This window comes from Mucilaginibacter sp. (genome assembly GCF_028288105.1).
GTDB lineage: Bacteria > Bacteroidota > Bacteroidia > Sphingobacteriales > Sphingobacteriaceae > Mucilaginibacter.
In genome coordinates, this window is the sequence record NZ_JAQBOI010000201.1 from 1 (window position 1) to 12,874 (window position 12,874).

A 12,874-nucleotide genomic window follows, 5' to 3' on the forward strand; every position below is an offset into this window, starting at 1 on the left:
GATGCTTATACGCCGGTTGATAGCTTGCTTATACCAACCGGGAAGATAGAAACGGTAAAAGGCAGTGCTTTTGATTTTACTACAGCTAAAGCTATAGGGAAGGACATTGGCGTAAAAGACCAACAGCTTACTTACGGAAAAGGGTACGATCATAACTTTGTATTGAACAAGCACCGGAATGATGAAGCTGTTGTTACCTTATTAAGCCCTATTACCGGCATACAAATGCAGGTTTTTACCACAGAACCGGGCGTTCAATTTTATAGTGGAAACTTTTTAAAGGGCGATGATAAAAATGGTAAAGGTGGTGTTACCTATAAATACCGCTCTGCTTTATGCCTGGAAACACAGCATTTTCCTGATTCGCCAAACCAGCCGGGCTTTCCTTCAACTGTATTAAATCCGGGGAAGGCTTATGATACTGTTACCATTTATTCATTCAATACTAAATAACGGATTGCAGAGATCAATCAATTTAAATATAAGCATGAAAAGGATAGTTGTACTGTTTGCATTAACGTTTGTTTGTTTTGCGGCTGTTAGTCAGGATGAAAAAAATTATACTGTATTAGCCAATCAGATAAAGGCCCAGGTATCGCCAACAATGTATGGGATATTTTTTGAAGATATTAATATGGCTGCCGATGGTGGTGTATATGCCGAATTGGTGAAGAACCGTTCTTTTGAATTTAATACCCCACTGGCAGGCTGGCAACAGCAACAAAAAAATGGCGGAGCGGGTAAGATAAGGGTGGTGAACAGGAACGACGAACGGCCCGAAAATCCTCATATCATCAAAGTAAATGTTACATCACCTGTTGGATATTTCGGTTTGTCTAACGAGGGGTTTCGTGGTATGGGTATTAAAAAGGGAGAAACATACAGTTTTTCTGTTATGGCCCGCAAGCCACTAAAAAGCAATACTACAATAGTTGTTGAGCTGCATAGTGCTAAAGGCCAAGTTATTGGTAAAGCTCAATTAACACCTTTGGCAACAAGCTGGCAAAAATATAACATAAAGTTTGTAGCAAGCGCTACCGAGAGCAAGGCATCGTTATTTGTTTGGCTTAAAGGCAAAGGTGCTATAGATCTGGATATGGTTTCGCTATTCCCGGGCCATACCTGGAAGAACAGACCCGGTGGCTTACGTGCAGACCTGGTACAAAAATTGGCCGACCTTAAACCTGGCTTTTTACGCTTCCCTGGTGGCTGTATAGTAGAAGGCCGGGATCTTGCAAACCGGTATCAGTGGAAAAAAAGCATTGGCGATATTGATAAGCGCGAGAACATTGTAAATAGGTGGAATACCGAATTCGGTCATCGCCTTACCCCGGATTATTACCAAACCTTTGGGTTAGGGTTTATGGAGTATTTTTTAACCGCCGAAGATATAGGCGCAACACCTTTACCTATATTAAATTGTGGTATGGCTTGTCAGTTTAATACAGGGCAACTGGTAGCAATGGATAAGTTAGATCCTTATGTGCAGGACGCTCTTGATCTTATTGAATTTGCAAACGGCGGCTTAGATACCAAATGGGGGAAACTGCGTGCAGGGTTGGGGCATCCAAAACCTTTTAATTTAAAAATGCTGGGTGTGGGTAACGAGCAATGGGGAGAACAATATATTGAAAGGTGGAAGATATTTACCAAAGCTATAAAAGACAAATATCCGGATATTAAAATAATTTCGAGTGTGGGGCCTTTTGCCGGTGGCAAGGAGTTTGATTTGTTAAACAAAACCTTTAGGGAGCTAAATGCAGATATTTTAGATGAGCATTATTATAATGGGCCTAAATGGTTTTTAGAAAATGCAAAACGCTATGACAAATATGATCGTAAAGGGCCTAAGATATTTGCTGGTGAATATGCAGCACAAAGTGTCACTACAGGCAGCCCGGATAATAAAAACACCCTGGAATGCGCCCTTGCTGAAGCCGCTTTTATGACCGGGCTTGAACGCAATGCCGATGTGGTTACTATGGCTTCGTATGCGCCGTTATTTGCCCATGTAGATGCATGGCAATGGACGCCCGACCTGATATGGTTTGATAATCTACGGTCATATGGTACCCCTAATTATTACGTGCAGCAGCTTTTCTCGCTAAACAAGGGAACTGATGTTGTACCGCTTTTAGAGGGTGCGGAAATGGTTAGCGGCAAAGATGGCTGTTACGCTACAGCATGTTTGGACAAAAACAAGAAAGAACTGATCGTTAAGTTTGTAAACAGCGGTGCCAAAAGTCAGTCGGTAGTATTTAACATTGAAGGAATGGATATTAAAAGCAAGGCCACGGTAACTTCATTAGGCCATACAGATAAAACGGTTGTAAATTCGTTAGATAAGCCAAGGGCCATTAGCCCTGTTGATAGCACGCTTACTGTGAATGGTAAGGCCGTAAAACTTACGGTTGAGCCCTACACCTTTAAAGTGATAAAGCTTAAGAGTATATGATCATTCTGGGTAGCGCCGGTTGGAGAAAGACGCATTGAAGCAACATAATTTTGCTGACTGAACTGGAATCCCACGGGACAACGTACACTTCAACGGAATCAAGGATGCGACAGTACAAATTACCGGAACGTTGTTTTCATAAACTGACGTTTGGTAAACGGTGTCGACTGTATTAATTGTTATTTTTGCCACAGATAAAAACTCAAAAATGTCAATAACTACCGAAGACGAAAAAATTGGGATACAGCAGGCAAGTGATGCGGTTGCTATCACTCTTAAAAAGATGCGTGAGTTTGCCAAACCGGGCATTTCAACAAAGGAACTTGACGAGTATGGCGGCGAATTGCTGGCACAGATGGGCGCATGTTCTGCACCTAAGTTAACCTATAGTTTCCCAGGGTATACATGCATTAGTATTAATGAGGAAGCTGCGCATGGCATACCATCAGTGGATAAAATCCTAAAAGAAGGTGATCTGGTAAATATTGATGTATCGGCAGAATTAAATGGTTTTTGGGCCGACAATGGCGGCTCGTTTGTATTAGGCGAAGATATCCACGGCCATGGCAAACTGGTAGAAGCATCGAAAGAGATATTAAGGAAGGCGATAAGCAACATTAAAGGTGGTGTCAGAATATCAGAGATAGGCAGGTTGATAGAGACTGAAGCCAAAAAAGCTGGCTACACGGTAATAAAAAACCTGACCGGACATGGTGTTGGACGCAGTTTACACGAAGAACCCCACGAGATAGCTAACTACTGCGACAGGTATAACACTACGCGTTTCAAAAAAAATTCGGTGGTGGCGATAGAGACATTCATTTCAACACGGTCAACAATTGCCGATACACAAGCCGATGGCTGGACGCTGAGCGGAAATAAAGGTGGTTTTGTTGCACAGCACGAGCACACCATTATGGTAACTGGCGGTGAACCGGTGATATTTACAGCGCAGAACGGCATTTGGGATTAATTATCGATATTGTAGTAAAAGGTAAGAAAATGAAAAAGCCTTGAAAATGTCGATTTTCAGAAGAAAAGTTCGACATTCAAGGCTTTTTGCTTGTTTGGTAGCGGGGAGCAGGATCGAACTGCCGACCTTAGGGTTATGAATCCTACGCTCTAACCATCTGAGCTACCCCGCCTTATATATTTGCCCTCTTCATATATATTTCAATGGTTCCTGAAAAAGGTTTGCAAATATAGTAGAAATTCGCTTCCTTTAGAAAAAATGTTCACTTTTACCCCTTAATTGATTTTTTGTAACAATTAAACCCCTATGTCCGAAAAGAAAAAATTCAACATCGAGTACGAGATAAAATCGTCTCCAAGAATACTATATACTTTCCTGAACGAGGCCAATGGCCTTACTCAATGGTTTGCAGATGATGTAAGCGTACGCGACCAGATATACACTTTTACCTGGGACGATGAGAAACAAAATGCCAAACTGGTAACCCTTAAAGAGAATAAGCTGGTTCGGTTTAAATGGATCGATGACGAGCCTCAATGCTATTTTGAAATGGAAATTATCCAGGACGAGCTAACAAATGATGTAGCACTTAGCATAACCGATTTTGCAACCGAAGAGACCATTGCCGAACGCAAACAGATTTGGGACAACCAGATAGATTACCTTATTAGCACGCTGGGCGCTTAAGCATTTTTATTTCCGTATTTTTGTATCGTGAAACTGGCTTGCAGGTATAACAATTATTTGCCTGCGTAAACGTTTCATTCCCTGTATACAATTGCCCTAATGAAAAAAATACATCTGTTACTGCTCAAATCATTTATAAGGCCTTTTATAGTCACCTTGTTAATTGTAATGTTTGTGCTGCTGATGTTGTTTTTGTTTAAATACATTGATGACCTTATTGGCAAAGGCTTTCAATGGTACATTATCCTCGAACTGATGATGTATAATTCGGCCACCAATGTGGCTATGGCCTTGCCACTATCCGTATTACTTTCTTCCATCATGACCTATGGCAGCCTTGGTGAAAACTATGAGCTGGTAGCTATAAAATCGGCAGGGATCTCCTTACGCCGGGCTATGTATCCTATGATGGTTGTGGTTTTGGTGCTCAGTGCCGCCGCCTTTTTCTTTTCAGATTATATGCTGCCGGTGGCCAACCTTAAATATTACTCGTTGCTATACGATGCCCGCAAGCAGAAATCGGCGGACCTGCTACCCGAAAATATTTTTAGTAATCGTTTTCCCGGATATTCAATTCGTGTAAAAAGAAAAGATCCGGATGGGCAAACCCTGCACGAAATTATGATCTATCAAACGGGTAAACTGGAAACTAACCAAACGGTTACATTTGCAAAATCGGGCTTAATGTATCGCTCTAAGGACGATCTGTACCTGATATTAAAGCTTAGGGATGGGGTACGGTATGAAGAGGATGCGGGTAGCGCTGGTAATTTACCACGACAGCGTTTAACGCGTTTCAGGTTTAAAGAAACCGAGCAAAAACTTGACTTATCGGTATTTAAGATTCAACGAACGGATGAGAACGAATTTCGTAATGCATCAATGATGATGAACCTGCGCCAATTGCAGCATTATGTAGATTCGGCACATCACGAGGTTGACAGCAACGTAAAAGTGAATTACAACCTGGTAAAAGCTTACATGAAGTATACCACGGTACCTTCAACATCATCGGTAATAAAAAAACCTATCCCGGCAGATAGTATTAAATTGACCGGGATCAGCGATAAGGTTAACGCCTTAAATAATGCAGCGAGCGAGGTACACCAGATAATGGATGTTTTAAGAAACCGTGCAGACAGGCATAAAGAAACTTCGAAGAGTATACGCAGATACATAATGGAGTACCAAAAGAAATTTACCCTGGGGGCTGCATGTATTGTGCTGTTTTTAATTGGCGCACCACTTGGCGCTATTATACGTAAAGGGGGGCTGGGCTTGCCGGTAGTTGTATCTGTAATATTTTTCCTTATATATTACATTATTGGCACCATAGGCGAAAAATCTGCAAAGGAGGGCGACCTATCTCCGTTAATAGGCGCGTGGATATCTATTGGGGTTTTATTCCCGATAGGGCTGTTTCTTACTTATAAAGCAGCTACAGATTCTGCACTGTTTGATGTTGATTTATATAAACGTTTCTTTAAGCGCTTTAACCTGCGTAAAAGCAAGCCCATATAGTTTTACAAAATACCGACCTTAATCATCTAATTATCGTATAAATTTGTTGTAACATCAGCTATTTGAATTCGATAAACTGATCTCCAAACAAAAGAAGAAATGTTAAACACTATACCGGAAGCAATAGAAGCTATAAAAGCAGGTAAAACCATTATTGTGGTAGATGATGAAGACCGTGAGAACGAAGGTGATTTTTTAACTGCTGCCCGTAATGCCACGCCCGAAACTATCAACTTTATGGTACGTTATGGACGTGGGCTTGTTTGCGCCCCAATAACCAAACAGCGCGCACACGAGTTAGAGCTGGAGCCTATGGTTAGCCGCAACACTACATCGCATGAAACTAATTTCACGGTATCTGTGGATCTGCTTGGCAATGGCTGCACCACGGGTATATCTGCAACAGACCGTTCAAAAACTACTTTAGCCTTAATTGACCCGGCAACTAAAGCTGCAGACCTGGGAAGACCAGGCCACATATTCCCGCTGATAGCTAAAGATGGGGGGGTATTACGCCGATCAGGGCATACAGAGGCTGCCATAGACCTATCTGTGTTGGCAGGCTTTGAACCAGCTGGTGTTATTTGCGAGATAATGAAGGAAGACGGCGATATGGCCCGATTACCCGAGTTATTGGTGATGGCCAAAGAATTTGATCTTAAAATAGTTTCGATAAAAGACCTTATAGCATACCGCTTAAATACCGAATCATTGGTACGTAAAGAGGTATCTGTAAAGATGCCTACCGAGTGGGGCGATTTTGATATGATCGCTTACACACAGTTGGATACCGGCGAAAATCATTTAGCCCTTGTAAAAGGTGAATGGGAGCCGGGCGAGCCTGTGTTGGTGCGTGTACACAGTTCATGCGTTACAGGCGATATATTTGGTTCTTGCCGTTGCGATTGTGGCCCACAGCTGCATAAGGCTATGGAGATCATTAGCAAAGAAGGCAAGGGTGTTATTGTTTATATGAACCAGGAAGGCCGCGGTATTGGGCTGGTAAATAAACTAAAAGCATACCATTTACAAGAGAATGGCTTAGACACGGTTGAAGCCAATATAAAATTGGGTTTCCAGATGGATCAGCGCGATTATGGTATTGGCGCGCAAATATTACGCAGCCTGGGCATTTCAAAAATGCGCCTGTTAACCAACAATCCTAAAAAACGTGCAGGGCTAATTGGTTACGGACTTGAAGTTGTTGAAAACCTACCGATAGAGATTGCATCAAACCCACATAACGAAGCTTACCTACGCACCAAAAGAGATAAAATGGACCACGCTATAATGCGCGAACATTAATCATCACCTTCTGTATCCTCGTTGTTATGGTTATCATCTGATGGTTTTGATGGCACTGGGGTTGTAATGGTTGTAGGGGATGGTATAGGCGCCGGGGTAACAGGTGGTCTGTCGCGGCGGCTCTGCCTGAATATATTACGGAAAAATTCGCCAAGCGTATCAAAATCACGCTGGTATACCAAACCAATGCCGTTTACATATTGTACGCCTAAGGCATCGTTAATGCTATTTAGCGTGGTGCTGTTTAGTGCACGGTATGAGTATCTTCCTCTTAGGTTACCATCCTTGCGTATCAGGTATTGAATTTCGAAATCTTTTGTCAGTGCCCTAAAATCTGTGTTTAATAAATTGGTACGGTTATTAAAAAGATCGCTTGTGCCGCTGTTAGAGTATAAGCTTCCGTTAATAACTAATCTATCATTCCAAAATTTAAGCGAAGCGCTGGCATCATTAAAAGACCGTATGTTTAAATCGAAATACTTTATGTTTGATTGAGATATAAAACTGTTTAGTTTATTAAAAGCAAACTCGCTCACTGCCTCGCCGGCCGTGCCTAAAACCTGGTTAGTTAAATTACTGCCTGTGCCAGATGCAAAGCTTCGCCTTACAATAATGCTTAGCGCTTGTTGGCTGCGGTTATTGTTATCGGCCAGGTAAGTGTTCAGGTCATCTTTTATAGATGGGTCTACCGGGAAATTAAAGTTAAAATCTATATTAGGTTGTAATAGGGATTTGGTGAGTATCAATTCGGCCTGTACAAGCACCTGCTTGGGCTGTGGCGCCTGTAAACCAGCAGCTGTATATAACGGGGCTATATTTGTACGCACCTCATATATCGCTTTTAAATTGATCTCCGCGTTTGATGGGTTACCCGTCCAGCGGATGGTACCCCCCTGGTTCACCACAAAGTTTTTGCTGATAAAATCTTTAGCAGTAAATTCAAACTTACCCGATGTGATGAGAAAGTCGCCAAACATCTCAAAATCACCCAGGCTATTAATGTTTAGTTTTAAGTTTCTGGCTTGGCCGGTACCTTCTAAAACACCATAATCAGTACTTATCCTCACTACTGTTTTTTCATCAGCTGTAAGGTCAAAGTTTAGGGTAACGCCATTAAAGGCTTTTACCTTTCCAATAACTTGTTGTGTTGTATCGTTATGGTTTACCCATTTTATAAAATCATAATCGGCCGCTGTTGATGAAGTATTTAGCGGGATATTAAAAACCGTACCAGCTTGGGTAGTAGCTTTAATATCAATTTTCATGTTATCTATAGGGCCGGTAAAACTAAACGTGCCGCTTCCATAAGCTATACCGTAATAAAGGTGATTATCCTTAAAAGTAGTATTCAGGGCCATCATATTATTGGCCTCAAGGGTAATGTTTAATGTTGGGTTAGATATTTTATTCAGATCAACCGTACCATTTGCTTCGCCGGTGCCGCCTTTAATATCTTTCAAAATCATTTTATCGATCTTGATAACACTATTGCTCACACTTAATTTATCATTTACGGTATAGGCTGTTTTAAGATAATTGACCGTAACGCCTGTGTTATCCAAAGAAACATCCCCGTTTAGTTCGGGTTTGGATGGTGAACCGGATAGTTTAAGATTGGCAGATACCGCGCCCTTAATATTTGATACCAGTTCCCTTATAAAGGGTTCAAATATTATGGCTTCGGTATGGTCCATTTTTACATCAAAATCCAGTTTATCCTCGGTTTCTTTGCCAAGGGTATAAACACCAGCTATGTTCATGGTTTCTGAGCCATGGTTGGTAATATTCAACTTTACATTGGCCTGCCCGCGCTCGTTATCCAGGTTGGATACAATTTTTATATCGCCAACCAACGTTTTGTTCATAGTAAGTGAGTCGATACCCAGATTGGCATCTACCCCAGGTTTTTTAATGATAGACGTTAGCGTAACATCCCCGTTTAATGAGCCCTTTAATAAAACGCCCGATGCTTTGGTTAACTGATTAAGCGTGGCCATGCTAAATTTATCGAACGTTACTTTTAGCTCATCTTTTGGGTTATCAGAGATAAAACCGTTTATCCTGACCTTTTGACTACCGTTTGATAACTCAAAGCCCGATACCTGTGTTTTGCCGTCAAGCAAGCGTATCCGTACCTGGTCCTGTATCTTCCAGTTTTCGCGCTCTAATATTACATCAGATGGAAGTATCTTCAATTTAGCCGTAGTATCCCTGCCAAATTCAACCAAGCCATAAAGATCTAACTGATTGGCCGCGTCTTTATCAGATAATTTAACGTTGAAGTTTAAACTATCGTTCTTTAAAAAGTTGGTAATGTTTATGTTTTTGATGTAGAGACTATCCGTAAGGTCAACCCGGTTAAGTGATATGTTGAGGCCCAGGAGATCTTCAGATGTGCTTTCATCAATAATGAAATCATGAAAAACTATTTTACCAAATTTGATGGTTTTAATATAGCCGTTTAGCGTTGCTGTTTTATTTGTTGAATTGAATTTTCCTACAAAAGTACCCTGTTCCGGAACTTTTAGCTCGGGCATAAATATGGCCGTTAGGGGATCAATGTTTTTAAGCGTCAGGTTAAAATCAAAGTTCTGTGGCTTGGGCGTAGTAATATCTGTTTTTAATGACGGAATATATTTTTTAGCTATAGTTTTAAAGTACGATGGAAGGGTGGCCAGGTCATAACTGCCTTTAATACTCCCATCTGCAAGGTCTGATCTTAGCGAAATTACTCGTGCATCGCCTTTGCCACTGGCTGTTAATGCAAGAGAATCAACTACGTAATTATTCCTTGGGTCTACAACCCGGGTTTTGGTTAGTAAAATACTACCATCCAAATTATCCAGGTTATTGCCCGAAAAATTGGTGTTTATATCTGTACTAAAGGTGATTGTATCCTTTATGAGTTTTAACTGGCGTAATTTTGCATTGCTTACATTACCCTTTATGTCAAATATGGGTAATTTAGGGTTCAGATTAATTTTTCCGGCCAGGTCAAATTTTATGTTTTTATCGTTTATAGATATTTTACCCGCGGCAATTTTATTAACAAACGTTCCGTTTGTAGCTAAGTTGGTGTAATTATATCCTTTAAATTCAAAATTGGCAATTTTAGCATCGCCACGTACATTAAGATTTTTGATCTCGTCACCACTACCACTTAAATTCCCCGATAAAGTTGTGCGGCCAACAGTTTTATTATCAATTAAGGTACCCAGGTCAAAGTTATTGGTAGTGAGCTTGCCGCTGTAGCTGGGTAAACCGGCCTTGTTTATTTTTAAGTTAATATCAGGGTCAAATCTGCCAAGTTTTGTTTTGAAAGTGCCAAAGGCCACAAAATCATTTTGCACCCCTGTAAACCTGCCGGTAAAGTTTACGTTGCCAAATTTGCCCACCACAGCAGGCACCTTAGCATTTGGTTTGCCGGTAAAGTGGCTGTACAAATAATCAAGGTCTTTTTTATTGGTGGCTATCTGGTCAAATTTTAACTGCATGAAAGTATTATTCCAATCGGGCAGTCCGGTAAGGTTAAAATCGCCTTTTAAGAAGGTTGCCTGTGCTGCGGTAATGGTTAGGTTTTTAGCCCTTAAGTTATTTACCATACCCCGTACACGGCCGTCAATTCCCAGCTCGAAGGTTGTTTTATCTAACGAATTTGTGAAGTAGGCTATATCTTTTGATGACAGGTGCGATGTTTTAAAATCGGCATCCATGGTTATCTTGTTCTCAAAATCGTCAAAATCATTAAAAGATTTGAACCGCATCCTGAAAAAGTTTTTAACGTTTGAATAAGACGTTTGTATGTTAAGGTTTTGAAGCAGGATCTGGTTGGTATCTATAGTCGCATTAGAGTTTAGGTTCTTTACAAAGAAACCACTCTTTTCGCGGAGTGTTAAACCACCCATACGGGCTTTAAACAAGTGGTTTTTCAGATCCATATTACGGATGATTGTGCTGAAATGGCTTATATCAACATCGTTAAAATTTACCCCCTTTACAAATTCTTTCCTCAGGCTGTTCTTATACCTGAAGTGAAAGTTGTTGATAGCTATCTTATCAAAAGTAAGTGTCCAGGGTTTGCTTTTTGTTTTTGTGGTATCGCCAGAGTTAAAGTAATCCAACACAAACTGCAAGTTGGTTGTGCTGTCTTTTTGCTTTTTTAGGTAGAACGATCCATTATCCAGCTGGATAGATTTAAAATTGATAATCTTTTTTTTAATGCTATTGAAAATAGAGAAACCGCTAAGCTCTACAGATAGCTTTGGGGTGCTTAACAAGGTGTCTTGCTGCTTATCAAGGATATATAAACCTTCTAATACTATTGATGAAAAAGGTTTAATGTAAAGGCTTTTTACATCAACTTTTGTGTTAAGCTCTTTTGACAAATAAGTTGTGGCTTTTTTTGCAGCCCATGTTTGTACAGGTTTGTACTGAAAAAGCATTAATAATATGCTTATCAGTAACAAAATTATCAATACGATGCTTAACGCTATTTTGAGTACTTTTTTAATAACTTTGCCCTTTAATTAATTAGTGAATTATTGAATTATTGATTTAGCGAGTTCTCACCATCCTATACAATTTTAAAGAAGGATAGTTTGCCCTTTATAATAAATCACAAATTCACTAAATCAGTAAATCAATAATTTAATAAACGTGCCTGTAATATTAGGAATCGAATCTTCATGTGATGAAACCTCTGCATCTGTTTGTGTGGATGGCGAGATCTTGAGCAACGTTATTGCCAATCAAACCATTCATGAAGCATATGGAGGTGTTGTCCCTGAGCTTGCCTCAAGGGTTCATCAGCAAAATATTGTTCCCGCTGTACAACAAGCACTATTAAACGCAAAAGTAAGCAAAAATGATATTGATGCGGTAGCTTTTACGCGCGGCCCGGGACTTTTAGGCTCACTTTTAGTAGGTGTTTCGTTTGCTAAGGCATTTGCGCTGGCAAAAAACCTCCCATTGATAGATATTAACCACATGCAGGCGCACATATTGGCGCATTTCATTGGTGAGAATAAACCATCGTTCCCGTTTTTATGCCTAACTGTATCGGGTGGGCATACGCAGGTAGTTTTGGTGAAAGACTATTTTGATATGGAAGTTATAGGCCAAACGCTGGATGATGCTGCTGGTGAAGCAATGGATAAAACCAGTAAGATATTAGGCTTACCATACCCGGGTGGCCCACTTATTGACAAATATGCTCGTACCGGTAACCCCGATGCTTATAAATTCCCCGAGCCGCAAATACCTGGCTTTGATTTTAGCTTTAGTGGGGTTAAAACGGCTATACTATATTTTATAAGGGATAATGTTGCCGCTAATCCTAATTTTATACAGGAAAACCTGGGAGATATTTGCGCATCAGTAGAAAAACGGATAGCAACCATCTTGCTAAATAAATTGAAACGCGCCGCCAAACAGTATAATATTAAAGATATTGCATTGGCCGGTGGGGTATCTGCCAATACCGGTTTACGTGAAGGGCTTATCAAACTTGGCGCCGAACAAGGCTGGAACGTTTTTATACCCAAGTTTGAATACTGTACCGATAATGCCGCAATGATTGCTATTGCCGGTTACTATAAATATTTAAAAGGCGAATTTGCCGGGCAGGGAATTGCACCGCTGGCAAGGATGCCGATGTAAGGATAATTATTGAATTAGCGAGATAGTGAATTAGTGATTGGCTGCTCGTTTTTAATTATTCCAATATTTACAATCACTACTCATTAATCCAATAAATCACTAAATGAATATTCCTTCACTTATTTTTTGGGCGGTTTTTGTACTGCCGCTTGTGGCTTTTTTAGTATGGTTAATGCGCCAGGATAAACGCAAAGGTATAACCGGCCTTATTGTGTTGGCGATTACCGTTGTTGGCTGTATTGCATACATGTACTGGAAAACGGGCGGTAAGTAAC

At 40.5% G+C, this 12,874-nt stretch carries 7 protein-coding genes, 1 tRNA gene and 1 pseudogene; 7 read left to right on the top strand and 2 right to left on the bottom strand.

What is annotated here, in order from left to right:
* The 3 genes and pseudogenes from JWQ85_RS13735 to map form a co-directional block, all read left to right on the top strand.
* Window positions 1-453, top strand: a pseudogene (locus JWQ85_RS13735) (galactose-1-epimerase); the annotation flags it as partial.
* Between the two features lie 34 nt (window positions 454-487).
* A complete protein-coding gene (locus JWQ85_RS13740) occupies window positions 488-2,455 on the top strand; it encodes an alpha-L-arabinofuranosidase C-terminal domain-containing protein (protein ID WP_299468879.1) in 1,968 nt (655 codons plus the stop codon).
* 208 nt (window positions 2,456-2,663) lie between these two features.
* On the top strand, window positions 2,664-3,428 hold the full coding sequence (gene map, locus JWQ85_RS13745; protein ID WP_299468881.1) for a type I methionyl aminopeptidase: 765 nt from the start codon (window positions 2,664-2,666) through the stop codon (window positions 3,426-3,428).
* Between the two features lie 95 nt (window positions 3,429-3,523).
* Here the strand turns inward: map and JWQ85_RS13750 are convergent.
* Window positions 3,524-3,600 (bottom strand) — tRNA-Met (locus JWQ85_RS13750).
* Window positions 3,601-3,734: 134 nt separating this feature from the next.
* Between JWQ85_RS13750 and JWQ85_RS13755 the strand changes: the two genes are divergently transcribed.
* The 3 genes from JWQ85_RS13755 (at window position 3,735) to JWQ85_RS13765 (ending at window position 6,941) form a co-directional block, all read left to right on the top strand.
* A complete protein-coding gene (locus JWQ85_RS13755; RefSeq protein WP_299468883.1) occupies window positions 3,735-4,115 on the top strand; it encodes an START-like domain-containing protein in 381 nt (126 codons plus the stop codon).
* Window positions 4,116-4,214: 99 nt separating this feature from the next.
* Window positions 4,215-5,636, top strand: a complete 1,422-nt coding sequence (locus tag JWQ85_RS13760; RefSeq protein ID WP_299468885.1) for an LptF/LptG family permease — start codon at window positions 4,215-4,217, stop codon at window positions 5,634-5,636.
* Between the two features lie 99 nt (window positions 5,637-5,735).
* Window positions 5,736-6,941 (top strand): bifunctional 3,4-dihydroxy-2-butanone-4-phosphate synthase/GTP cyclohydrolase II, encoded by a 1,206-nt coding sequence (locus JWQ85_RS13765; RefSeq protein WP_299468887.1) that lies wholly within the window; start codon window positions 5,736-5,738, stop codon window positions 6,939-6,941.
* Here JWQ85_RS13765 and JWQ85_RS13770 read toward each other — a convergent pair.
* Window positions 6,938-11,383: a translocation/assembly module TamB domain-containing protein gene (locus JWQ85_RS13770; RefSeq protein WP_299468889.1), complete on the bottom strand. Its 4,446-nt coding sequence runs from the start codon at window positions 11,381-11,383 to the stop codon at window positions 6,938-6,940. The two genes, JWQ85_RS13765 and JWQ85_RS13770, sit on opposite strands and share 4 nt — an antisense overlap.
* A gap of 214 nt (window positions 11,384-11,597) precedes the next feature.
* Here JWQ85_RS13770 and tsaD point away from each other — a divergent pair, with 214 nt between their 5' ends.
* On the top strand, window positions 11,598-12,599 hold the full coding sequence (gene tsaD / locus JWQ85_RS13775; RefSeq protein WP_299468891.1) for a tRNA (adenosine(37)-N6)-threonylcarbamoyltransferase complex transferase subunit TsaD: 1,002 nt from the start codon (window positions 11,598-11,600) through the stop codon (window positions 12,597-12,599).
* Window positions 12,600-12,874: the final 275 nt, after the last annotated feature.